At 39.8% G+C, this 22385-nt stretch carries 26 protein-coding genes; all 26 read left to right on the top strand.

Features of this window, described 5'->3' with window-relative positions; all coding sequences use genetic code 11:
- Nucleotides 1-48: 48 nt before the first annotated feature.
- The 26 genes from HT725_RS06530 (at nucleotide 49) to ulaG (ending at nucleotide 22318) form a co-directional block, all read left to right on the top strand.
- Nucleotides 49-1866, top strand: a complete 1818-nt coding sequence (locus tag HT725_RS06530) for an acyltransferase family protein (protein WP_173253264.1) — start codon at nucleotides 49-51, stop codon at nucleotides 1864-1866.
- Nucleotides 1867-2017: 151 nt separating this feature from the next.
- Entirely contained in the window at nucleotides 2018-3169 is a 1152-nt protein-coding gene (gene nagA, locus HT725_RS06525) for an N-acetylglucosamine-6-phosphate deacetylase (protein ID WP_173253263.1), read from the top strand.
- 162 nt (nucleotides 3170-3331) lie between these two features.
- On the top strand, nucleotides 3332-4390 hold the full coding sequence (locus HT725_RS06520) for a zinc-dependent alcohol dehydrogenase family protein (RefSeq protein WP_173218177.1): 1059 nt from the start codon (nucleotides 3332-3334) through the stop codon (nucleotides 4388-4390).
- Between the two features lie 149 nt (nucleotides 4391-4539).
- Complete coding sequence (locus HT725_RS06515) at nucleotides 4540-4905, top strand: DUF1033 family protein (RefSeq protein ID WP_173218179.1); 366 nt, start codon at nucleotides 4540-4542, stop codon at nucleotides 4903-4905.
- A 76-nt stretch (nucleotides 4906-4981) separates the two neighbouring features.
- Nucleotides 4982-5923 carry a competence type IV pilus ATPase ComGA gene (gene comGA / locus HT725_RS06510; RefSeq protein ID WP_173253262.1) on the top strand — a complete coding sequence of 314 codons (942 nt, stop codon included), beginning with the start codon at nucleotides 4982-4984 and terminating at the stop codon, nucleotides 5921-5923.
- Nucleotides 5871-6887, top strand: coding sequence for a competence type IV pilus assembly protein ComGB (gene comGB / locus HT725_RS06505; protein ID WP_173253261.1), 1017 nt, complete (start codon nucleotides 5871-5873; stop codon nucleotides 6885-6887). The genes comGA and comGB overlap by 53 nt, the downstream gene beginning before the upstream one ends.
- Before the next feature lies 1 nt (nucleotide 6888).
- Nucleotides 6889-7215, top strand: a complete 327-nt coding sequence (gene comGC, locus HT725_RS06500) for a competence type IV pilus major pilin ComGC (protein ID WP_173218185.1) — start codon at nucleotides 6889-6891, stop codon at nucleotides 7213-7215.
- A complete protein-coding gene (comGD, locus tag HT725_RS06495; protein WP_240147371.1) occupies nucleotides 7208-7612 on the top strand; it encodes a competence type IV pilus minor pilin ComGD in 405 nt (134 codons plus the stop codon). The genes comGC and comGD overlap by 8 nt, the downstream gene beginning before the upstream one ends.
- Nucleotides 7575-7877, top strand: a complete 303-nt coding sequence (gene comGE, locus HT725_RS06490) for a competence type IV pilus minor pilin ComGE (protein WP_071478895.1) — start codon at nucleotides 7575-7577, stop codon at nucleotides 7875-7877. The genes comGD and comGE overlap by 38 nt, the downstream gene beginning before the upstream one ends.
- Nucleotides 7840-8301 carry a competence type IV pilus minor pilin ComGF gene (comGF, locus tag HT725_RS06485; protein WP_173253260.1) on the top strand — a complete coding sequence of 154 codons (462 nt, stop codon included), beginning with the start codon at nucleotides 7840-7842 and terminating at the stop codon, nucleotides 8299-8301. Before comGE ends, comGF begins: the two co-directional genes overlap by 38 nt.
- Entirely contained in the window at nucleotides 8279-8692 is a 414-nt protein-coding gene (gene comGG / locus HT725_RS06480; protein ID WP_173253259.1) for a competence type IV pilus minor pilin ComGG, read from the top strand. The genes comGF and comGG overlap by 23 nt, the downstream gene beginning before the upstream one ends.
- A 32-nt stretch (nucleotides 8693-8724) precedes the next feature.
- Entirely contained in the window at nucleotides 8725-9312 is a 588-nt protein-coding gene (locus HT725_RS06475) for a class I SAM-dependent methyltransferase (protein ID WP_173253258.1), read from the top strand.
- A gap of 60 nt (nucleotides 9313-9372) precedes the next feature.
- Complete coding sequence (locus HT725_RS06470; protein ID WP_173253257.1) at nucleotides 9373-10326, top strand: class I SAM-dependent methyltransferase; 954 nt, start codon at nucleotides 9373-9375, stop codon at nucleotides 10324-10326.
- 50 nt (nucleotides 10327-10376) lie between these two features.
- The gene (locus tag HT725_RS06465) at nucleotides 10377-11567 is read left to right on the top strand and encodes an acetate kinase (protein WP_173253256.1); all 1191 of its coding nucleotides are present in this window, start codon (nucleotides 10377-10379) and stop codon (nucleotides 11565-11567) included.
- Nucleotides 11568-11715: 148 nt separating this feature from the next.
- The gene (rnpA, locus tag HT725_RS06460; protein WP_173253255.1) at nucleotides 11716-12087 is read left to right on the top strand and encodes a ribonuclease P protein component; all 372 of its coding nucleotides are present in this window, start codon (nucleotides 11716-11718) and stop codon (nucleotides 12085-12087) included.
- Nucleotides 12062-12886 carry a membrane protein insertase YidC gene (locus HT725_RS06455; RefSeq protein WP_345890542.1) on the top strand — a complete coding sequence of 275 codons (825 nt, stop codon included), beginning with the start codon at nucleotides 12062-12064 and terminating at the stop codon, nucleotides 12884-12886. The genes rnpA and HT725_RS06455 overlap by 26 nt, the downstream gene beginning before the upstream one ends.
- Before the next feature lie 17 nt (nucleotides 12887-12903).
- On the top strand, nucleotides 12904-13890 hold the full coding sequence (gene jag, locus HT725_RS06450; RefSeq protein WP_173253253.1) for an RNA-binding cell elongation regulator Jag/EloR: 987 nt from the start codon (nucleotides 12904-12906) through the stop codon (nucleotides 13888-13890).
- Between the two features lie 50 nt (nucleotides 13891-13940).
- A complete protein-coding gene (locus HT725_RS06445) occupies nucleotides 13941-14576 on the top strand; it encodes a ribonuclease P (protein WP_173253252.1) in 636 nt (211 codons plus the stop codon).
- 118 nt (nucleotides 14577-14694) lie between these two features.
- The gene (locus HT725_RS06440) at nucleotides 14695-16152 is read left to right on the top strand and encodes a PTS ascorbate transporter subunit IIC (protein WP_173253251.1); all 1458 of its coding nucleotides are present in this window, start codon (nucleotides 14695-14697) and stop codon (nucleotides 16150-16152) included.
- A gap of 21 nt (nucleotides 16153-16173) precedes the next feature.
- Nucleotides 16174-16455, top strand: a complete 282-nt coding sequence (locus HT725_RS06435) for a PTS sugar transporter subunit IIB (protein WP_000241466.1) — start codon at nucleotides 16174-16176, stop codon at nucleotides 16453-16455.
- 76 nt (nucleotides 16456-16531) lie between these two features.
- Nucleotides 16532-17017, top strand: a complete 486-nt coding sequence (locus tag HT725_RS06430) for a PTS sugar transporter subunit IIA (RefSeq protein ID WP_001049924.1) — start codon at nucleotides 16532-16534, stop codon at nucleotides 17015-17017.
- Nucleotides 17018-17033: 16 nt separating this feature from the next.
- Complete coding sequence (locus HT725_RS06425) at nucleotides 17034-17699, top strand: 3-keto-L-gulonate-6-phosphate decarboxylase UlaD (RefSeq protein WP_042516260.1); 666 nt, start codon at nucleotides 17034-17036, stop codon at nucleotides 17697-17699.
- 3 nt (nucleotides 17700-17702) lie between these two features.
- Nucleotides 17703-18566 carry an L-ribulose-5-phosphate 3-epimerase gene (locus HT725_RS06420; RefSeq protein WP_173253250.1) on the top strand — a complete coding sequence of 288 codons (864 nt, stop codon included), beginning with the start codon at nucleotides 17703-17705 and terminating at the stop codon, nucleotides 18564-18566.
- 1 nt (nucleotide 18567) lies between these two features.
- The gene (locus HT725_RS06415) at nucleotides 18568-19275 is read left to right on the top strand and encodes an L-ribulose-5-phosphate 4-epimerase (protein WP_173253249.1); all 708 of its coding nucleotides are present in this window, start codon (nucleotides 18568-18570) and stop codon (nucleotides 19273-19275) included.
- A 166-nt stretch (nucleotides 19276-19441) separates the two neighbouring features.
- Nucleotides 19442-21115, top strand: coding sequence for a transcription antiterminator (locus HT725_RS06410; RefSeq protein WP_173253248.1), 1674 nt, complete (start codon nucleotides 19442-19444; stop codon nucleotides 21113-21115).
- Nucleotides 21116-21226: 111 nt separating this feature from the next.
- A complete protein-coding gene (gene ulaG / locus HT725_RS06405) occupies nucleotides 21227-22318 on the top strand; it encodes an L-ascorbate 6-phosphate lactonase (protein ID WP_173253247.1) in 1092 nt (363 codons plus the stop codon).
- The last annotated feature ends 67 nt before the right edge of the window (nucleotides 22319-22385 follow it).

Below are 22385 nucleotides of genomic sequence, written 5' to 3'. Positions count from 1 at the left end.
CTTTTTTTGATAGAATAAAGTGTATAACGAAAGGAAGAATAAACTCGTATGCGCATTAAATGGTTTTCCTTGATTAGGATTACAGGTTTACTTTTGGTACTCTTGTATCATTTCTTTCAGACCATCTTTCCTGGAGGATTTTTCGGGGTAGATGTCTTTTTCACATTTTCAGGCTTTCTGATTACAGCTCTACTCATCGAAGAATTTTCTAAAAATCATGAAATTGATTTACTTGGATTTTTTAGGAGGCGTTTTTATCGGATTGTGCCACCTGTGGTTTTGATGGTCTTGGTGACCATGCCCTTTACCTTCCTAGTTCGGCAAGATTATGTGGCTGGAATTGGGGGTCAGATTGCGGGTGTCTTAGGATTTATGACCAATTTCTATGAACTCCTAACAGGTGGGAGTTATGAATCTCAGTTCATTCCACATTTGTTTGTTCATAATTGGAGCTTGGCTGTTGAGGTGCACTACTATATCCTCTGGGGCTTGGCAGTTTGGTTCTTATCCAAGCAGTCTAGGTCAAATGGTCAGTTGAGAGGGATGGTTTTTCTCTTATCAGCTGCTGCCTTCTTGATTAGTTTCTTCTCCATGTTTATTGGTAGTTTTCTAGTGACCTCTTATTCCTCTGTTTACTTCTCCAGTTTAACTCATGTCTATCCATTCTTTTTGGGAAGTATCCTAGCAACGATTGTAGGGGTTCGTCAGACGACTTCCCTCATCAAGCAGTTGGATAAAATCTGGGATTTACGCAAGACCCTGTTGGTTTTTGGAGGAGGTTTTGGCTTCTTACTCATTTTGACCTTCTTTGTCAAATTTACCTATCTCTTTGCCTATCTTATTGGCTTCTTGCTTGCCAGCCTTGCAGCCCTTACTATGATTCTGGCTGCGCGTGTCTTACATGAAAAGACTCCTAACGTACAGGAACCAAAGATTATTAGTTTTTTAGCGGATACTAGCTATGCAGTTTATCTCTTCCATTGGCCTTTCTATATCATTTTCTCACAGTTGACATCAAATCTTCTTGCTGTGTTATTAACTTTGATTTTTTCTTATGGATTTGCCAGTCTTTCATTTTATGTATTGGAGCCGTGGATTGCAGGCAAGAACACACCTGTTTTACAAACTCTTCGTCCCCTGCCTTATATTCACGCAATTCTTGCAACAAGTACAGGAATCTTGGCCTTCATTGTCCTCTTAGTGACTTTGTTGGCACCACAAGTGGGAGCTTTTGAGACAGATTTGACTGTCAATGGTTTGAAGCAAGCTGCAACAAATATTGGTCAGACCAAGGTGATGGCAGAACGAGCAGAAGCTGATAGTTTAGGAATTGCTGATGGCACTATGTTAATTGGTGACTCGGTGGCTTTAAGGGCAAATACAGCACTACAGACAGCCCTTCCTGGAGCACAGATTAACGCGCAAGTCAGCAGAACAACCAAGAATGCCGATGAAATCATGCTAAATAATAGCCAGAATAAATTTTTACCTAAGATGGTGGTCATTGCAACAGGGGTAAATAATCCTGAAAATTACAAGGAAGATTGGGACAGTATCGTGAAAAATCTTCCTAAGGGCCATCATATGATTTTAGTGACTCCTTATGAGGGGGATAAGACAAAAGAGACCTATGCCATCGTTGAGAAGGCTGCTGCCTATATGAGAGAATTGGCAGAGAAGACACCTTACATCACGATAGCAGATTGGAATCAAGTTGCGAAAGAGCATCCAGAAATTTGGGCAGGAACAGACCAAGCCCATTTCGGAAGTGACACTAGCACTATTGAAGCAGGAGCAAAATTGTATGCAGATACCATTGCCACAGCCTTGCAAACAGCTCAAGACAAGCCAGTCAAATCAAAATAACTTGTATTAAAAAGAGAAGAGTTGGAGAAATCCAGCTCTTTTAAAATATCTCTAGAAAATAGGTCTATACCATTTACAAATGAATCAGAAAGGTTTATAATGTAATTGACATAATAAATATCAAAAGTAATCTTTTAAGGAGGTCATTATTATGCCTAATTACGTTAAAGCGGATCAGTTTTTCTATCCATTTGGCATTCGTCGCGGTGGGTACTTAGAACTTGTTGATGGCAAGTTTGGAAAACATGTCGAGCAGATTCCTGAAGGCGCTGAGGTGATTGACTATACAGGTTATAGCATTGCACCAGGTCTTGTGGATACTCATATTCATGGATATGCAGGTGTAGATGTGATGGACAACAACATTGAAGGTACATTGCATACTATGAGTGAAGGACTTCTTAGTACCGGTGTTACCAGTTTCTTGCCAACAACTTTAACAGCCACTTATGAGCAATTGCTTGCAGTCACTGAAAATCTCGGAAACCATTATAAAGAAGCAACAGGTGCTAAGATTCGTGGGATTTATTATGAAGGTCCATATTTCACAGAAACTTTTAAGGGGGCACAAAATCCAACTTATATGAGAGACCCGGGTGTTGAGGAGTTTCATTCTTGGCAAGATGCTGCAAAAGGGATGCTAAATAAAATCGCTATTGCACCAGAACGTGATGGGGTGGAAGATTTTGTACGTACTATTACAGGTGAAGGTGTGACAGTTGCACTTGGACACTCAGATGCGACATTTGAACAAGCTAAGAAGGCAGTTGATGCTGGAGCTAGTGTATGGGTACATGCCTATAATGGGATGCGTGGTTTAACACACCGCGAACTAGGTATGGTAGGAGCTATGTATGAGCTCCCACATACTTACGCAGAATTGATTTGTGATGGTTATCACGTAGATCCAAAAGCTTGTGAGATTTTACTTAAGCAAAAGGGGACAGAAAACATCGCTCTTATTACGGACTGTATGACAGCTGGTGGGCTTGAAGACGGTGACTATATGTTGGGAGAATTCCCTGTTGTAGTAGCAAATGGAACTGCACGTCTCAAATCTACTGGTAATTTGGCAGGTTCTATCCTCAAACTTAAAGATGGTATGAGAAATGTAGTCGAGTGGGGTATTGCAAATCCACACGAAGCGGTCATGATGGCTAGCCTTAACCCAGCAAAATCTGTTAATATTGATGATGTCTGTGGACAAATTCGTGAAGGATATGATGCAGACTTTATCGTATTAGATAAAGATTTGGAATTGGTAGCAACCTACCTAGACGGTGTGAAACGTTATCAAGCATAAGAGAGAAAGCAGAAGTTAGAGATTAGCTTCTGCTTTTTTATCTATATTGCTTTACCGGTAAATGAAAAAGTTAAAAATATCACAAAAAATCTTGAACAAGCAATTGAAAAGGTTTACAATTACATTATAAATAATACAAATAAAAAAACGGAGGAGTGCTTTATGAAAGCCTATACTTATGTTAAACCAGGACTTGCTTCTTTTGTTGACGTTGACAAACCAGTGCTTCGCAAGCCAACAGACGCTATTGTGCGTATCGTAAAAACCACTATTTGTGGAACAGACCTCCATATTATCAAAGGGGATGTTCCTGCTTGTCAAAGTGGTACCATTCTTGGTCACGAAGGAATTGGGATTGTTGAAGAAGTTGGGGAAGGAGTTTCTAACTTCAAAAAAGGCGATAAGGTCTTGATTTCTTGTGTTTGTGCCTGCGGTAAATGCTACTACTGTAAAAAAGGAATTTATGCCCACTGTGAAGACGAAGGGGGCTGGATTTTCGGTCACTTGATTGACGGTATGCAGGCTGAGTATCTACGTGTCCCTCATGCAGATAACACTCTTTACCACACTCCAGAAGCCTTGTCAGATGAAGCCTTGGTTATGCTATCAGACATTCTGCCTACTGGATATGAAATTGGTGTCTTAAAAGGGAAAGTAGAACCTGGTTGCAGCGTAGCCATTATTGGTTCAGGTCCAGTTGGTTTAGCAGCTCTTTTGACAGCTCAATTCTATTCACCAGCTAAATTGATGATGGTGGACTTAGACAATAACCGCTTGGAAACTGCTGTATCATTCGGTGCGACTCATAAGATTAATTCTTCAGACCCTGAAAAAGCCATTAAAGAAATTTATGATTTGACAGATGGCCGTGGGGTAGATGTTGCTATCGAAGCTGTTGGTATTCCTGCAACATTTGATTTCTGTCAAAAGATTATCGGTGTAGACGGAACGGTTGCCAACTGTGGTGTGCATGGTAAACCAGTTGAATTCGATTTGGATAAACTTTGGATTCGTAACATCAATGTAACAACTGGTTTGGTATCTACAAATACCACTCCACAATTGTTGAAAGCTCTTGAAAGTCATAAGATTGAACCAGAAAAATTGGTAACTCATTATTTCAAACTAAGTGAAATTGAAAAAGCCTATGAAGTTTTCAGTAAGGCAGCAGACCACCATGCCATTAAGGTCATCATCGAAAACGATATTTCAGAAGCTTAAGTAGTAAAAACATTTTGGAACATAAGCAAATAGAAATTCAGCCATCATAGGATGGCTGGATTTTTTATCTGAAAAATAAGCAATGAGCATATTTCTTTCCTTGTTTAGCGGAATTGGTTATAATATACGGTACAAAGGAATGAATGAATATGTATCGTGTTATAGAAATGTACGGAGATTTTGAACCGTGGTGGTTCTTAGAAGGTTGGGAAGAAGATATTGTAGCAAGTAAGAAATTTGACCAGTATTATGATGCTCTCAAATACTACAAAACTTGCTGGTTTAGATTGGAACGAGAATCTCCTCTTTATAAAAGTAGAAGTGATTTGATGACCATTTTTTGGGATCCAGAAGACCAACGCTGGTGTGATGAATGTGACGAGTATTTACAACAATACCATTCTTTGGCTCTTTTGCAGGATGAGCAGGTTATTCCAGATGAAAAACTACGCCCAGGCTATGAAAAACAAACAGGTAAGGAAAGGCACCGTTCTTGCCGTATGAAATTAAAATAGAGAAAAAGTAACTTTTTTGGAGTTGCTTTTTTTATTTTCCCAAATCTTTGCGAATAGTTTAGGTGAGGAGGTAAGTATGGTTCAAGAAATTGCACAAGAAATCATTCGTTCGGCTCGGAAAAAAGGGGCGCAGGATATTTATTTTGTCCCCAAGTTAGATGCCTATGAGCTTCATATGAGGGTAGGAGACGAGCGCTGTAAAATCGGTTGTTATGATTTTGAAAAATTTGCGGCCGTCATCAGTCACTTTAAGTTTGTGGCAGGTATGAATGTGGGAGAAAAGCGACGTAGTCAACTGGGTTCCTGTGATTATGAATATGACCAGAAGATGGCGTCCCTACGTTTATCTACTGTAGGCGATTATCGAGGGCAGGAGAGTTTAGTCATTCGCTTGTTGCATGATGAGGAGCAGGACTTGCATTTTTGGTTTCAGGATATTGAAGAATTGGGCAAGCAGTATAGGCAACGGGGACTTTATCTTTTTGCTGGTCCAGTCGGAAGTGGCAAGACGACCTTGATGCATGAATTGGCTAAATCTCTCTTTAAAGGACAGCAAGTCATGTCCATTGAAGATCCTGTAGAAATCAAGCAGGGCGACATGCTCCAGTTGCAGCTAAATGAAGCAATCGGACTGACCTATGAAAATCTGATTAAGCTTTCCCTACGGCATCGTCCTGATCTCTTGATTATCGGAGAAATTCGGGACAGCGAGACGGCGCGTGCAGTGGTCAGAGCCAGTTTGACAGGGGCGACAGTCTTTTCAACCATTCATGCCAAGAGTATCCGAGGTGTTTATGAACGCCTGCTGGAGTTGGGTGTGAGTGAGGAGGAATTGGCAGTCGTTCTGCAAGGAGTCTGCTATCAGAGATTAATCGGGGGAGGAGGAATCGTTGACTTTGCAAATAAAGACTATCAAGAACACCAGCCATCTAGCTGGAATGAACAGATTGACCAGCTTCTTAAAGATGGACATATCACAAGTCTTCAGGCTGAAACGGAAAAAATTAGCTACAGCTAAGCAAAAAAATATCATCACCTTATTTAATAATCTCTTTTCCAGCGGTTTTCATCTGGTGGAGACCATCTCCTTTTTAGATAGGAGTGCCTTATTGGACAAGCAGTGTGTGACTCAGATGCGTGCGGGATTGTCTCAGGGAAAATCATTCTCAGAAATGCTGGAAAGTTTGGGATTTTCAAGTGCCATTGTCACTCAGTTATCCCTAGCGGAAGTCCATGGAAATCTCCACCTGAGTTTGGGAAAGATAGAAGAATATCTAGACAATCTGGCCAAGGTCAAGAAAAAATTAATTGAAGTGGCGACCTATCCCTTGATTTTGCTGGGTTTTCTTCTCTTAATCATGCTGGGGCTACGGAACTACCTACTACCACAACTGGATAGTAGTAATATCGCCACTCAGATTATCGGTAATTTGCCACAAATTTTTCTAGGAATGGTAGGGTTTGTTTCAGTAGGTGTCCTTTTAGCACTCACTTTTTATAAAAGAAGTTCTAAGATGCGTGTCTTTTCTATCCTAGCACGCCTTCCCTTTCTTGGAATCTTTGTGCAGACCTATTTGACAGCCTATTATGCGCGTGAATGGGGGAATATGATTTCGCAGGGAATGGAGCTGACGCAGATTTTTCAAATCATGCAGGAACAAGGTTCCCAGCTCTTTAAAGAAATCGGTCAAGATTTGGCTCAGTCCCTACAAAATGGCCGTGAATTTTCTCAGACGATAGGAACCTATCCTTTCTTTAAAAAGGAGTTGAGTCTCATCATCGAGTATGGGGAAGTCAAGTCCAAGCTGGGTAGTGAGTTGGAAATCTATGCTGAAAAAACTTGGGAAGCCTTTTTTACCCGAGTCAATCGCACCATGAATTTGGTGCAGCCACTGGTTTTTATCTTTGTGGCTCTGATTATCGTTTTACTTTATGCGGCAATGCTCATTCCCATGTATCAAAATATGGAGGTAAATTTTTAACATGAAAAAAATGATGACATTCTTGAAAAAAGCTAAGGTTAAAGCTTTCACTCTGGTAGAGATGTTAGTGGTCCTTTTAATCATCAGCGTGCTTCTCTTGCTCTTTGTACCTAATCTGACCAAGCAAAAAGAGGCTGTCAACGACAAAGGAAAAGCTGCTGTTGTTAAGGTGGTAGAAAGCCAGGCAGAGCTTTATAGCTTGGATAAAAATGAAGATGCTAGCCTAAGCAAGTTACAAGCAGATGGGCGTATTACTTCTGAACAGGCTAAAGCCTATAATGAATACTATACTAAAAACGGAGGAGCAAATCGTAAAGTCAATGATTAAGGCCTTTACCATGCTGGAAAGTCTATTGGTTTTGGGTCTTGTGAGTATCCTTGCCTTGGGATTGTCTGGTTCTGTTCAGTCCACTTTTGCAGCAGTAGAGGAGCAGATTTTCTTTATGGAGTTTGAAGAACTTTATCGGGAAACTCAAAAACGCAGTGTAGCTAGTCAGCAAAAGACAAGTTTGAGCATAGACGGAAAGACCATTAGCAATGGCAGTCAAAAGCTGACAGTTCCTAAAGGAATTCAAGCACCATCGGGACAAAGTATCACATTTGACCGAGCTGGGGGCAATTCGTCTCTGGCTAAGGTTGAATTTCAGACCAGTAAAGGAGCGATTCGCTATCAATTATATTTAGGAAATGGAAAAATTAAACGCATTAAGGAAACAAAAAATTAGGGCAGTGATTTTACTGGAAGCAGTAGTCGCTCTAGCTATTTTTGCTAGCATTGCGACCCTCCTTTTGGGACAAATTCAAAAAAATAGGCAAGAAGAAGCAAAAATCTTGCAGAAAGAAGAAGTTGTGCGTGTCGCTAAGATGGCTCTGCAGACAGGTCAAAATCAGGTAAACATAAATGGAGTGGAGATTCAGGTGTTTTCTAGTGAAAAGGGATTGGAGGTTTATCATGGTTCAGAACAGTTGTTGGCTATCAAAGAGCCATAAGGTCAAGGCTTTCACCTTGTTGGAATCCCTTATTGCTCTTATTGTCATCAGTGGAAGCTTACTCCTCTTTCAAGCCATGAGTCAGCTCCTCATTTCAGAAGTTCGCTACCAGCAACAAAGCGAGCAAAAGGAGTGGCTCCTGTTTGTGGACCAGTTGGAGGCAGAATTAGACCGTTCGCAGTTTGAAAAAGTGGAGGGCAATCGTATTTATATGAAGCAGGATGGCAAGGAAATTGCGATAGGTAAGTCAAAATCAGATGATTTTCGGAAAACCGATGCCAGTGGACGGGGTTATCAGCCTATGGTTTATGGACTCAAATCTGCGCAGATTACAGAGGACAATCAACTGGTTCGTTTTCGTTTCCAGTTCCAAAAAGGCTTAGAAAGGGAGTTCATCTATCGTGTGGAAAAAGAAGAAAGTTAAGGCAGGGGTTCTCCTCTATGCAGTCACCATGGCAGCTATCTTTAGTCTTTTGTTACAATTTTACTTGAACCGACAAGTTGCCCACTATCAAGACTATGCTTTGAATAAAGAAAAATTGGTTGCTTTTGCCATGGCTAAACGAACCAAGGATAAAGCCGAGCAAGAAAGCGGGGAACAGGTCTTTAATCTGGGTCAGGTAAGCTATCAAAACAAGAAAACAAACTTGGTGACAAGGGTTCGTACGCCTAAGAGACAATATGAATTCATCTTTCCTTCAGTCAAAATCAAAGAAGAGAAAAAGGATAAAAAGGAAGAGGTAGCGACCGATTCAAGCGAAAAAGTGGAGAAGAAAAAATCAGAAGAGAAGCCTGAAAAGAAAGGGAATTCCTAGCCAACCAAGCTACTTTGTGTTAAACTAAAAGCATGAAACATGATTTTAACCACAAAGCAGAAACTTTTGATTCCCCTAAAAATATCTTCCTTGCAAACTTGGTTTGTCAAGCAGTCGAGAAACAGATTGATCTTCTATCAGACAAAGAAATTTTGGATTTTGGTGGAGGGACGGGTCTGTTAACCTTGCCCCTAGCCAAGCAGGCTAAGTCTGTAACATTGGTGGATATTTCGGAGAAAATGCTGGAGCAAGCTCGTTTGAAAGCGGAGCAGCAAGACATCAAGAATATCCAGTTTTTGGAGCAAGATTTACTGGAAAACCCCTTAGAGCAAGGGTTTGATCTCATTGTTGTTTGTCGGGTTCTTCACCATATGCCTGATTTGGATGCGGCTCTCTCACTATTTCATCAACATTTGAAGGAAGATGGGCAACTCCTACTTGCTGATTTTACCAAGACAGAAGCTAACCATCATGGATTTGATTTAGCTGAACTGGAAAACAAGCTAGCTCAGTTTGGTTTTTCGAGCATTGATAGTCAGATTCTTTACAGTGCTAAAGACCTGTTTCAAGGAAATTACTCAGAACTCTTTTTAACAGTAGCCCAAAAATCACTCGCCTAGTCAGGGAGTGATTTTTCTATAAGGATGGAAAAAAGAAGGGAAATTTGATAAGATAGGAATATGGATTTTGAAAAAATTGAACAAGCTTATACCTATTTACTAGAGAATGTCCAAGTCATCCAAAGTGATTTGGCGACCAACTTTTATGACGCCTTGGTGGAGCAAAACAGCATCTATCTGGATTGTGAGACTGAGTTAGAGCAGGTCAAGGAGAACAATCATGCCCTTAAACGCTTAGCGCTTCGCAAAGAAGAATGGCTCAAGACCTACCAGTTTCTCTTGATGAAGGCTGGGCAGACAGAGCCCCTACAGGCCAATCACCAGTTTACACCAGATACCATTGCTTTACTTTTGGTGTTTATTGTGGAAGAGCTGTTTAAAGAGAAGGAGATTACGATCCTCGAAATGGGTTCCGGGATGGGAATTCTAGGCGCTACTTTCTTGACCTCGCTTGATAAAAAGGTGGATTACTTGGGAATGGAAGTGGATGATTTGCTGATTGATTTGGCAGCAAGCATGGCAGATGTAATTGGTTTGCAGGCTGGCTTTGTCCAAGGAGATGCTGTTCGTCCACAAATGCTCAAAGAAAGCGACGTGGTCATCAGCGACTTGCCTGTCGGCTATTATCCTGATGATGCCGTTGCGTCGCGCCATCAAGTTGCTTCTAGTCAAGAACATACTTACGCCCATCACTTGCTCATGGAACAAGGGCTTAAGTACCTCAAGTCAGATGGATATGCTATTTTTCTCGCTCCGAGTGATTTGTTGACCAGTCCTCAAAGTGACTTGTTGAAAGGCTGGTTGAAAGAAGAAGCAAGTCTGGTTGCTATGATTAGTTTACCTGAAAATCTCTTTGCCAGTTCTAAACAATCTAAGACTATTTTTATCTTACAGAAGAAAAATGAAATAGCAGTAGAACCCTTTGTTTATCCACTTGCTAGTTTGCAAGATGCAAGTGTTTTAATGAAATTTAAAGAAAATTTTCAAAAATGGACTCAAGGTACTGAAATATAAAATAGATTTTGTTATAATAGATGAAAACGCTTAAAAAGGGGTATCATGTTATGACAAAAACAATCGCAATCAATGCAGGAAGTTCAAGTTTGAAATGGCAATTATACTTAATGCCAGAAGAAAAAGTATTGGCGAAAGGCTTGATTGAACGTATCGGTTTGCAAGATTCAATTTCAACTGTAAAATTTGATGGCCGTTCTGAACAACAAATTTTAGATATCGAAAATCATACACAAGCTGTTAAAATCTTATTGGATGACTTGATTCGTTTCGATATTATCAAGGCTTATGATGAGATTACAGGTGTTGGCCACCGTGTTGTTGCAGGTGGAGAATATTTCAAAGAATCAACAGTTGTTGAGGGAGATGTTTTAGAAAAAGTTGAAGAGTTGAGTTTGTTGGCTCCTCTCCACAATCCAGCTAATGCAGCAGGTGTTCGTGCCTTCAAGGAATTGTTGCCAGACATTACGAGTGTAGTTGTTTTTGATACTTCATTCCACACAACTATGCCAGAGAAAGCTTATCGCTACCCTCTACCAACAAAATATTACACAGAAAACAAGGTTCGTAAATACGGTGCCCACGGGACAAGTCACCAGTTTGTAGCAGGAGAAGCTGCAAAACTATTGGGACGTCCATTAGAGGATTTGAAATTGATTACTTGCCACATCGGTAATGGTGCTTCTATTACAGCCGTTAAAGGTGGTCAATCTGTCGATACTTCAATGGGCTTCACTCCACTTGGTGGTGTGATGATGGGTACTCGTACAGGAGATATTGACCCAGCTATTATTCCTTATTTAATGCAATATACAGAGGACTTTAACACGCCTGAAGACATTAGTCGCGTCCTTAATCGTGAATCAGGGCTTATGGGTGTCTCAGGTAAATCTAGTGATATGCGTGATGTGATTGCTGCGAAAGAAGCAGGAGATCATGATGCTACCTTGGCCTATGAAATCTATATTGATCGTATCCAAAAACATATCGGTCAATACCTCGCAGTCCTAAACGGAGCAGATGCTATTATCTTTACAGCGGGTGTAGGAGAAAATGCAACCGATGTACGTGAAGATGTTATCTCAGGTATCTCTTGGTTTGGCTGTGATGTTGACCCAGAAAAGAACGTCTTTGGTGTGACAGGAGACATCTCAACAGATGCAGCGAAGATCCGTGTATTGGTTATTCCAACAGATGAAGAATTGGTCATTGCCCGTGATGTTGAACGCTTGAAAAAATAAGTAAAACTAGAAAAAATATTTAGGACAAGGAGTTGGGAAAGAGATTTTCCGGCTCCTTTTTCTGATGAAATTGTCCAAAACCTTGCTATGATTGGCTTTTTTGAAAAATATGGTATAATAGTAGTAATTTAATAGATGGAGTTGAGTTTTGAAGAAAAACTTTCGTGTAAAAAGAGAGAAAGATTTTAAGGCAATTTTCAAGGAAGGGACAAGTTTTGCTAATCGCAAATTTGTTGTCTACCAATTAGAAAACCAGAAAAACCATTTTCGAGTAGGTCTATCAGTTAGCAAAAAGCTGGGGAATGCCGTCACTAGAAATCAAATCAAGCGACGAATTAGACATATTATCCAGAATGCAAAAGGGAGTCTGGTAGAAGATGTAGACTTTGTTGTCATTGCTCGGAAAGGGGTCGAAATCTTGGAATACGCAGAGATGGAGAAAAATCTACTCCACGTATTAAAGTTATCAAAGATTTACCAGGAAGGAAATGGGAGTGAAAAAGAAACTACAGCTGACTAGTTTGTTAGGTCTGTCTCTATTGATCATGACAGCCTGTGCGACTAATGGGGCAACTAGTGATATTACAGCCGATTCGGCTGATTTTTGGAGTAAATTGGTTTACTTCTTTGCAGAGGTCATTCGCTTTTTATCATTTGATATTAGTATCGGAGTAGGGATTATTCTCTTTACAATCTTGATTCGTACGGTGCTCTTGCCAGTCTTTCAAGTGCAAATGGTGGCTTCTAGAAAAATGCAGGAAGCTCAACCACGCATTAAGGCGCTGCGAGAACAATATCCAGGTCGAGATATGGAAAGCAGAACCAAGCTAGAGCAAGAAATGCGTAAAGTCTTTAAAGAAATGGGTGTCAGACAGTCAGATTCTCTTTGGCCGATTTTGATTCAGATGCCGCTTATCTTGGCCTTGTTCCAAGCCCTATCAAGAGTTGATTTTTTAAAGACAGGTCATTTCTTATGGATTAACCTTGGTGGTGTGGATACAACCCTTGTTCTTCCGATTTTAGCAGCTGTATTTACCTTTTTAAGTACTTGGTTATCCAATAAAGCCTTGTCTGAGCGTAATGGAGCTACGACGGCGATGATGTATGGGATTCCAGTCTTAATTTTTATCTTTGCAGTTTATGCGCCAGGTGGAGTCGCTCTATACTGGACAGTGTCCAATGCTTATCAAGTCTTGCAAACCTATTTCTTGAACAATCCATTCAAGATTATCGCAGAGCGCGAGGCCGTAGTTCAGGCACAGAAAGATTTGGAAAATAGAAAAAGAAAAGCCAAGAAAAAGGCTCAGAAAACGAAATAATAAGGAGGAATCTGGTAATGGTAGTATTTACAGGTTCAACTGTTGAAGAAGCAATCCAGAAAGGATTGAAAGAATTAGATATTCCAAGGAAGAAGGCACATATTAAAGTCATTTCTCGTGAGAAAAAAGGCTTTCTTGGTTTATTTGGTAAAAAACCAGCCCAAGTGGATATTGAAGCGATTAGTGAAACGACTGTTGTCAAAGCAAACCAACAGGCAGTAAAAGGTGTTCCGAAAAAAATCAATGATTTGAATGAGCCTGTTAAAACAGTCAGTGAAGCAACTGTTGATTTGGGTCATGTTGTAGAGGCGATTAAAAAGATTGAAGAGGAAGGTCAAGGTATTTCTGATGAAGTCAAGGCTGAAATCTTAAAACATGAAAGACATGCCAGCACTATCTTAGAAGAAACTGGTCACATTGAGATTTTAAATGAACTTCAAATCGAGGAAGCGATGAGGGAAGAAGCGTGCGCTGATGACCTTGAAACTGAGCAAGACCAAACTGAAAATCAAGACTTGACAGAGATGGGCTTGAAAGTTGAACCGAGCTTCGATATTGCCCAGGTGGCTACGGATGTGACTGCCTATGTTCAAGCGATTGTGGATGACATGGATGTTGAAGCCACACTTTCAAATGATTATAACCGTCGTAGCATCAATCTACAAATTGACACCAACGAACCAGGGCGTATTATCGGTTACCATGGTAAAGTTTTGAAGGCCTTGCAACTATTGGCTCAAAATTATCTTTACAATCGCTATTCAAGAACTTTCTACATCACTATTAATGTCAATGATTATGTTGAACACCGTGCAGAAGTCTTGCAGACCTATGCGCAAAAATTGGCGACTCGTGTTTTAGAAGAAGGGCACAGTCATCAGACAGATCCAATGTCAAATAGCGAACGCAAGATTATCCATCGTATTATTTCGCGTATGGATGGCGTGACTAGTTACTCTGAAGGTGATGAGCCAAATCGCTATGTCGTTGTAGATACAGAATAAGTAAAATCAGGTTTATCCTGATTTTTTGCTAGTTAGAGGAGGTTAAATGGATGTTGAATGAGATAAGAGACTATCTAGACTTTGCGGGTTTGCAGTACCGTAATCCAGATAAAGTTGGGGAAGAACGAGAAAAAATGCTGGAATTGCGCCATAAAGGCCAAGAGGCTCGAAAAGCTTTTACAGAACTGGCTAAAGCATTTCAGATAAGTCATCCAGAATGGCAACTCCAACAGACCAGTCAGTGGATGAATCAAGCGCAGCGTTTACGACCACATTTTTGGGTTTATCTACAGCGTGAGGGGAAAGTGACAGAACCTATGATGGCTCTTCGTTTGTATGGAACACCTGCTGACTTTGGGATTTCTTTGGAAGTCAGTTTCATAGAGCGCAAGAAAGATGAGCAAACCTTGGAGCAACAAGCCAAGTTATTAGAAGTTCCGGTGGTAGAAGGAATTTATTATCTAGTTTATTCAAATGGGGAAAGTCAACGGTGGGAGGCTACTGAGGAAAATCGCCAAGTGTTAAGAGAAAAACTATCCCATCAGGAAGTTCGCAAAGTTTTAGTGAAGGCAGATGTTCCTGTGACTGCAAATTTATCTGAAGAAGAAATCGTAGAAGGTCTATTGAAATCTTATGCTAAAATTCTTCCCTATTATTTAGCTACAAGAAAATTAGATAATCCGTAAAATATCATAAATCATACAGTCCAAGAGTGAACAGTCCGCTGTGTAATTCTTGGTCTTTTTGTTTACGCTTTCAAAGTATATAATAAACCTACAAAAACAATTCAAAAGGAGAACAATTATGGAAGTCATTTCAAGTGTTCTAAATTGGTTTTCTAGCAATATTTTGCAGAATCCCGCATTTTTCGTAGGTTTATTGGTGTTGGTAGGATACGCACTTTTGAAAAAACCTGCCCATGACGTTTTCTCAGGGTTTGTTAAAGCAACAGTAGGGTATATGTTGCTCAACGTGGGTGCGGGTGGTTTGGTTACAACCTTCCGTCCGATCTTAGCAGCCCTTAACTACAAATTCCAAATTGGTGCAGCGGTTATCGACCCTTACTTTGGACTTGCTGCAGCAAACAACAAAATTGCAGCAGAGTTTCCAGATTTTGTTGGAACTGCAACTACAGCTCTATTGATTGGTTTCGGAATAAATATCTTGCTCGTAGCTCTTCGCAAGATTACGAAGGTAAGAACCCTCTTTATTACTGGTCACATCATGGTACAACAAGCTGCAACAGTATCTCTTATGGTTCTATTCTTAGTACCACAATTGCGCAATGCTTACGGTACAGCAGCGATTGGTATCATCTGTGGACTTTACTGGGCGGTTAGTTCAAATATGACTGTTGAAGCAACTCAACGCTTGACTGGTGGTGGTGGGTTTGCGATTGGTCACCAACAACAATTTGCAATCTGGTTTGTAGATAAAATAGCAGGACGCTTTGGTAAGAAAGAAGAAAGTTTAGATAATCTTAAATTACCTAAGTTTCTCTCAATCTTCCACGATACAGTTGTTGCATCTGCTACCTTGATGCTCGTTTTCTTTGGAGCCATTCTTTTAATCTTGGGTCCAGACATTATGTCTAATAAAGAAGTCATCACTTCAGGAACTCTATTCAATCCTGCTAAACAAGATTTCTTTATGTACATTATCCAAACAGCCTTTACCTTCTCAGTTTACTTGTTCGTTTTGATGCAAGGTGTCCGCATGTTCGTATCTGAGTTGACAAACGCCTTCCAAGGTATTTCAAACAAATTGTTGCCAGGTTCATTCCCAGCGGTTGACGTTGCAGCTTCTTATGGATTTGGTTCTCCAAACGCTGTCTTGTCAGGATTTGCCTTTGGTTTGATTGGTCAATTGATCACAATTGTCTTGCTCATCGTCTTTAAAAATCCGATTCTTATTATTACAGGATTTGTACCAGTGTTCTTTGACAATGCAGCCATTGCGGTCTACGCTGATAAACGCGGCGGATGGAAAGCGGCTGTTATCCTATCCTTCATCTCAGGTGTTCTCCAAGTTGCTTTAGGAGCTCTCTGTGTAGCTCTTCTTGATTTAGCATCTTATGGTGGTTACCATGGAAATATCGACTTTGAATTCCCATGGCTTGGATTTGGATATATCTTCAAATACCTTGGTATTATTGGTTATGTACTTGTGTGTCTCTTCTTGCTTGTTATTCCTCAACTTCAATTTGCCAAAGCAAAAGATAAAGAGAAATATTACAACGGTGAAGTTCAAGAAGAAGCTTAGTATTTAGAAAAGGAGAATAAAATGGTTAAAGTATTAGCAGCGTGCGGAAATGGAATGGGTTCATCAATGGTTATCAAGATGAAGGTTGAAAATGCTCTCCGTAAGCTTAATCAAACAGATTTTACAGTCAATTCATGCAGTGTCGGTGAAGCTAAAGGTTTAGCAGCAGGATATGACATCGTAATCGCTTCTCTTCATTTGATTCAAGAATTGGAAGGGCGAACTAATGGGAAGTTAATTGGGCTTGACAACTTGATGGATGATAAAGAAATCACTGAAAAACTCAGTCAAGCACTACAGTAAAAGGTTGGAGGGGGCTGGACAGAAACTGAGAGTTATCGTTTCTGTCCTTCTCCCTCTTTAAATAAAGGAGGCAGATATGAATTTAAAACAAGCTTTAATTGACAATGACTCGATCCGACTAGGTTTAGAGGCTCACGATTGGAAAGAAGCAGTCAAGGTAGCAGTAGATCCCTTGATTGAAAGTGGGGCAATTTTGCCAGAGTATTACGATGCTATCATTGAATCGACTGAAGAGTATGGCCCTTACTATATCTTGATGCCAGGTATGGCTATGCCCCACGCTAGACCTGAAGCGGGTGTGCAAAGTGATGCCTTTTCATTGATTACCTTACAAAATCCTGTTGTATTTTCAGATGGGAAAGAGGTATCTGTTTTGTTGGCACTAGCAGCAACAAGCTCAAAAATTCACACAAGTGTAGCCATTCCACAAATCATTGCCCTGTTTGAATTAGAAGATTCTATTGCACGTTTACAGGCTTGCCAGACTAAAGAAGATGTCTTGGCTATGATTGAAGAATCTAAGGATAGCCCTTATCTCGAAGGATTGGATTTGGAAAGTTAGAAAGAGGAATAAAGAAATGACAAAAAGAATACCTAATTTACAAGTTGCATTAGATCATTCAGACTTGCAAGGAGCGATTAAAGCAGCTGTTTCTGTTGGTCAGGAAGTAGATATTATCGAAGCTGGAACTGTTTGCTTGCTTCAAGTTGGAAGTGAACTGGTTGAAGTCTTGCGTAGCCTTTTCCCAGATAAGATTATTGTGGCAGACACAAAATGTGCTGATGCTGGTGGAACAGTTGCTAAAAATAATGCGGTTCGTGGAGCAGACTGGATGACTTGTATCTGTTGTGCAACCATCCCTACTATGGAAGCAGCTCTAAAGGCTATCAAGACTGAACGAGGAGAACGAGGCGAAATCCAGATCGAGCTTTATGGCGATTGGACTTTTGAACAAGCTCAGCTTTGGCTAGATGCAGGTATCTCACAAGCTATTTATCACCAATCTCGTGATGCTCTTCTTGCTGGTGAAACTTGGGGTGAAAAAGACCTTAATAAGGTTAAAAAACTCATTGACATGGGCTTCCGTGTATCTGTAACAGGTGGTCTAGATGTAGATACTCTAAAACTCTTTGAAGGTGTTGATGTCTTTACCTTTATCGCAGGTCGTGGAATTACAGAGGCTGCGGATCCAGCAGGAGCAGCGCGTGCATTCAAGGATGAAATCAAACGAATTTGGGGGTAAACCATGGTACGTCCAATTGGAATTTATGAAAAGGCAACCCCGACACACTTTACTTGGCTAGAACGTTTAAATTTTGCTAAGGAGTTAGGCTTTGATTTTGTCGAGATGTCTATTGATGAACGTGACGAGCGTTTAGCCAGACTTGACTGGAGTAAGGAAGAGCGCTTGGAAGTTGTCAAAGCGATTTATGAAACTGGCGTTCGTATTCCTTCGATCTGTTTTTCAGGTCATCGTCGTTACCCATTGGGATCAAATGATCCAGTTCTAGAGGAAAAATCTCTAGAACTCATGAAAAAATGTATTGAATTAGCCCAAGATTTGGGAGTTCGTACGATTCAACTAGCTGGTTACGACGTTTACTATGAGGAAAAGTCACCCCAGACACGCCAACGTTTTATCAAAAATTTGAGAAAAGCCTGTGACTGGGCTGAAGAAGCTCAGGTGGTACTTGCTATTGAAATTATGGATGATTCTTTCATCAATAGCATCGAAAAATATTTGGCTGTAGAGAAAGAGATTGACTCTCCCTACCTCTTTGTCTATCCAGATATTGGGAATGTGTCTGCATGGCATAATGATGTCTACAGTGAATTTTATCTTGGCCATCATGCCATCGCAGCTCTCCACCTCAAGGATACTTATGCAGTGACAGAAAATTCAAGGGGCCAGTTCCGAGATGTACCTTTTGGGCAAGGTTGTGTCAAATGGGAAGAAGCTTTCGATATTTTAAAGCAAACCAATTATAATGGTCCTTTCCTAATCGAAATGTGGTCTGAAAATTGTGAAACTGTAGAAGAAACACGCGCAGCTATTCAAGAGGCCCAAGCTTTTCTCTACCCACTAATTAAGAAAGCAGGTTTGATGTAAGATGAATCAAGTAATCAATGCTATGCGTAAACGAGTCTGTGATGCCAATCAATCATTACCGAAACATGGACTTGTCAAATTTACCTGGGGTAATGTATCTGAAGTCAATCGCGAACTAGGTGTCATTGTTATCAAACCATCAGGCGTAGATTATGACGAATTGACACCTGAAAACATGGTAGTGACTGATCTAGATGGTAAGGTCCTAGAAGGGGATTTAAGACCCTCTTCTGATCTTCCAACTCATGTGCAGTTATATAAGGCTTGGTCAGAAATTGGTAGTGTGGTCCACACCCATTCGACAGAAGCAGTTGGTTGGGCTCAAGCTGGACGCGATATTCCTTTCTACGGAACAACCCATGCAGATTATTTCTACGGTTCAATCCCTTGCGCCCGTAGTTTGACCAAGGACGAAGTAGAAGTGGCCTATGAAAAGGATACCGGCCTGGTTATCGTAGAAGAGTTTGAACGTCGCGGACTTAACCCGGTTGAAGTACCAGGAATTGTTGTACGCAATCACGGTCCATTCACCTGGGGCAAAAGTCCAGAGAATGCTATTTATCACTCCGTCGTACTAGAGGAAGTATCAAAGATGAATCGCTTTACAGAACAAATCAATCCAAGAGTTGAACCTGCTCCCCAGTACATTCTAGAAAAACACTACCAACGTAAGCATGGACCAAATGCTTATTACGGTCAAAAGAAATAAGAAATTGAATTGAAAAGAGGCTAGGACCTTTCGATCCCAGCCTCGCTTTTGTAATTGTAAATATTCGTTATTAAGAGACTACTGTTGATAATTGAAATGCGTTAGTGAATGTGATACTATTATAAAGTTGTTTTCAAGGCAGTTGATTGGTAGAGGAGTATGAAATATGGTACTGGATAAGGCAAGTTGTGATTTGCTTCAATATTTGATGGATCAAGAAACGTCCAAAACGATTATGGCAATTTCGAAAGATTTGAAAGAGTCAAGAAGGAAAATTTATTATCACATTGACAAAATCAATGCTGCTCTGGGTGACGAGGCGCTTCAAATCATTAGTATTCCACGAATTGGTATTCACTTAACGGAAGAGCAGAGAGATGCTTGTTGTGAACTATTATCGGAAGTAGATTCGTACGATTATATCATGAGTGCGCATGAACGTATGATGATAATGTTACTATGGATAGGTATCTCTAAAGAACGTATTACGATTGAAAAATTGATGGAGTTAACAGAGGTATCTAGGAATACTGTTCTCAATGATTTGAATAGTATTCGTTATCAACTAACTTTGGAACAATATCAGGTGACCTTGCAAGTGAGCAAGTCACAGGGATACCACCTTTATGCCCACCCCCTTAATAAAATTCAGTATCTTCAATCGCTTCTATATCATATTTTTATGGAAGAAAATGCCATTTTTGTATCTATTTTAGAAGATAAGATGAAAGAGAGGTTAGATGATGAGAGTTTGCTTTCTGTTGAAATGAACCAATTTTTTAAGGAACAGGTTCCTTTAGTTGAACAAGATTTAGGGAAGAAAATAAACCATCATGAAGTAACTTTTATGTTGCAGGTTCTACCTTATTTGCTGTTAAGCTGTCATAATGTTGAACAGTATCAAGAAAGACATCAGGATATAGAGAAAGAATTTTCTTTGATAAGAAAAAGAATAGAGTATCAGGTGTCTAAGAAATTAGGAGAACGGTTGTTTCAAAAGTTTGAAATTTCTTTGTCAGAACTTGAAGTTTCTCTTGTAGCTGTTCTTCTCCTCTCCTATCGTAAAGATTTGGATATTCATGCAGAAAGTGATGATTTTCGGCAATTAAAACTTGCTTTAGAAGAATTTATCTGGTATTTTGAATCACAAATCCGAATGGAGATTGAAAACAAGGATGATTTGTTAAGAAATTTGATGATCCACTGTAAAGCCTTGTTATTTAGAAAGACTTACGGTATTTTTTCTAAAAATCCTCTAACAAAACAAATTCGATCCAAGTATGGAGAATTATTTTTAGTCACTAGAAAATCTGCGGAAATTTTAGAAGGAGCATGGTTTATTCGGCTAACAGACGATGATATTGCCTATTTGACGATTCATATTGGAGGATTTTTAAAGTATACACCATCGTCTCAAAAAAATATGAAAAAAGTTTATCTCGTTTGTGATGAAGGTGTTGCGGTTTCGAGACTTTTGCTGAAACAATGCAAACTTTATTTTCCAAATGAGCAAATTGGCACTGTATTTACAACAGAACAATTTAAGAGTGTGGAAGATATTGCACAAGTTGATGTAGTGATTACTACTAATGATGATTTGGATAGCAGATTTCCGATTTTAAGGGTTAATCCTATCCTTGAAGCAGAAGATATTTTGAAAATGCTAGACTATCTTAAACACAATATATTTCGTAATGAGAGCAAAAGTTTCAGTGAAAATCTTTCTAGTCTTATTTCGTCTTATATTGTAGACAGCAAGTTGGCTAGTAAGTTCCAAGAAGAGGTTCAAACACTTATAAATCAAGAAATAGTAGTTCAAGCTTTTTTGGAAGATATTTGAAGGACAGTCCAATGATGAACACAAACCTGTGTTTTTCTTGGTCTTTTTTAGTGTTTTGAAGGGTGGTATACTAATCTCAAAGATAACAATTATATCCAAAGGAGGCAACATATGCCAAACGTCAAAGAAATTACAAGAGAGTCATGGATTTTAGCTACTTTTCCAGAGTGGGGAACCTGGTTGAACGAAGAAATCGAAGAAGAAGTCGTACCTGAAGGTAACTTTGCCATGTGGTGGCTAGGCAACTGTGGTACTTGGATTAAGACACCAGGTGGTGCTAACGTTGTTATGGATCTTTGGTCAAATCGTGGAAAATCAACTAAAAAAGTGAAAGATATGGTTCGAGGGCATCAAATGGCAAATATGGCAGGTGTTCGTAAGTTGCAACCAAACTTGCGTGTTCAGCCAATGGTTATTGATCCATTTGCTATCAACGAACTCGACTACTACTTGGTTTCACACTTCCATAGTGACCATATCGACCCATACACAGCTGCAGCAATTCTCAACAATCCTAAGTTAGAGCATGTTAAGTTTATCGGTCCTTACCACTGTGGACGAATCTGGGAAGGATGGGGTGTTCCAAAAGAACGTATCATCGTTGTTAAACCAGGTGACACTATCGAATTAAAAGATATGAAGATTCATGCAGTAGAATCATTTGACCGTACTTGCTTGGTAACTCTACCAGTGAACGGTGCTGATGAGACAAGTGGCGAACTTGCCGGCTTAGCTGTTACAGATGAAGAAATGGCTCAAAAGGCTGTTAACTATGTCTTTGAAACACCAGGTGGAACTATCTATCATGGTGCAGATTCTCACTTCTCAAACTACTTTGCAAAACATGGTAAAGACTTTAAAATTGATGTTGCTTTGAATAACTATGGTGAAAATCCGGTAGGTATCCAAGATAAAATGACCTCTATCGATCTTCTTCGTATGGCAGAAAATCTACGTGCTAAAGTCATTATCCCAGTTCACTATGATATCTGGTCTAACTTCATGGCTTCTACTAATGAGATTCTAGAACTTTGGAAAATGAGAAAAGATCGCTTGCAATACGATTTTCATCCATTTATCTGGGAAGTTGGCGGTAAGTACACTTATCCTCAAGATCAACACTTAGTAGAATACCATCATCCACGTGGTTTTGATGATTGTTTTGAACAAGACTCTAACATTCAATTTAAAGCTTTGCTATAATATAAAAATATTCTTTGGAGGTTATCCGTATGTTGCATGATACGGATAATTTTCATATAATAGTAGA

The organism is Streptococcus sp. 2579, assembly GCF_013277195.1.
GTDB lineage: Bacteria > Bacillota > Bacilli > Lactobacillales > Streptococcaceae > Streptococcus.
Note: the sequence above shows the minus strand (reverse complement) of the source record. Positions and strands in the feature narration are given on the sequence as shown.

What these genes read in the sequence shown, in the direction of transcription:
- HT725_RS06530 (WP_173253264.1), top strand. Translation starts at nt 49, where the DNA reads ATGCGCATTAAATGGTTTTCCTTGATTAGGATTACAGGTTTACTTTTG.
- nagA (WP_173253263.1), top strand. Translation starts at nt 2,018, where the DNA reads ATGCCTAATTACGTTAAAGCGGATCAGTTTTTCTATCCATTTGGCATT.
- HT725_RS06520 (WP_173218177.1), top strand. Translation starts at nt 3,332, where the DNA reads ATGAAAGCCTATACTTATGTTAAACCAGGACTTGCTTCTTTTGTTGAC.
- HT725_RS06515 (WP_173218179.1), top strand. Translation starts at nt 4,540, where the DNA reads ATGTATCGTGTTATAGAAATGTACGGAGATTTTGAACCGTGGTGGTTC.
- comGA (WP_173253262.1), top strand. Translation starts at nt 4,982, where the DNA reads ATGGTTCAAGAAATTGCACAAGAAATCATTCGTTCGGCTCGGAAAAAA.
- comGB (WP_173253261.1), top strand. Translation starts at nt 5,871, where the DNA reads ATGGACATATCACAAGTCTTCAGGCTGAAACGGAAAAAATTAGCTACA.
- comGC (WP_173218185.1), top strand. Translation starts at nt 6,889, where the DNA reads ATGAAAAAAATGATGACATTCTTGAAAAAAGCTAAGGTTAAAGCTTTC.
- comGD (WP_240147371.1), top strand. Translation starts at nt 7,208, where the DNA reads ATGATTAAGGCCTTTACCATGCTGGAAAGTCTATTGGTTTTGGGTCTT.
- comGE (WP_071478895.1), top strand. Translation starts at nt 7,575, where the DNA reads ATGGAAAAATTAAACGCATTAAGGAAACAAAAAATTAGGGCAGTGATT.
- comGF (WP_173253260.1), top strand. Translation starts at nt 7,840, where the DNA reads ATGGTTCAGAACAGTTGTTGGCTATCAAAGAGCCATAAGGTCAAGGCT.
- HT725_RS06475 (WP_173253258.1), top strand. Translation starts at nt 8,725, where the DNA reads ATGAAACATGATTTTAACCACAAAGCAGAAACTTTTGATTCCCCTAAA.
- HT725_RS06470 (WP_173253257.1), top strand. Translation starts at nt 9,373, where the DNA reads ATGGATTTTGAAAAAATTGAACAAGCTTATACCTATTTACTAGAGAAT.
- HT725_RS06465 (WP_173253256.1), top strand. Translation starts at nt 10,377, where the DNA reads ATGACAAAAACAATCGCAATCAATGCAGGAAGTTCAAGTTTGAAATGG.
- jag (WP_173253253.1), top strand. Translation starts at nt 12,904, where the DNA reads ATGGTAGTATTTACAGGTTCAACTGTTGAAGAAGCAATCCAGAAAGGA.
- HT725_RS06445 (WP_173253252.1), top strand. Translation starts at nt 13,941, where the DNA reads ATGTTGAATGAGATAAGAGACTATCTAGACTTTGCGGGTTTGCAGTAC.
- HT725_RS06440 (WP_173253251.1), top strand. Translation starts at nt 14,695, where the DNA reads ATGGAAGTCATTTCAAGTGTTCTAAATTGGTTTTCTAGCAATATTTTG.
- HT725_RS06435 (WP_000241466.1), top strand. Translation starts at nt 16,174, where the DNA reads ATGGTTAAAGTATTAGCAGCGTGCGGAAATGGAATGGGTTCATCAATG.
- HT725_RS06430 (WP_001049924.1), top strand. Translation starts at nt 16,532, where the DNA reads ATGAATTTAAAACAAGCTTTAATTGACAATGACTCGATCCGACTAGGT.
- HT725_RS06425 (WP_042516260.1), top strand. Translation starts at nt 17,034, where the DNA reads ATGACAAAAAGAATACCTAATTTACAAGTTGCATTAGATCATTCAGAC.
- HT725_RS06420 (WP_173253250.1), top strand. Translation starts at nt 17,703, where the DNA reads ATGGTACGTCCAATTGGAATTTATGAAAAGGCAACCCCGACACACTTT.
- HT725_RS06415 (WP_173253249.1), top strand. Translation starts at nt 18,568, where the DNA reads ATGAATCAAGTAATCAATGCTATGCGTAAACGAGTCTGTGATGCCAAT.
- HT725_RS06410 (WP_173253248.1), top strand. Translation starts at nt 19,442, where the DNA reads ATGGTACTGGATAAGGCAAGTTGTGATTTGCTTCAATATTTGATGGAT.
- ulaG (WP_173253247.1), top strand. Translation starts at nt 21,227, where the DNA reads ATGCCAAACGTCAAAGAAATTACAAGAGAGTCATGGATTTTAGCTACT.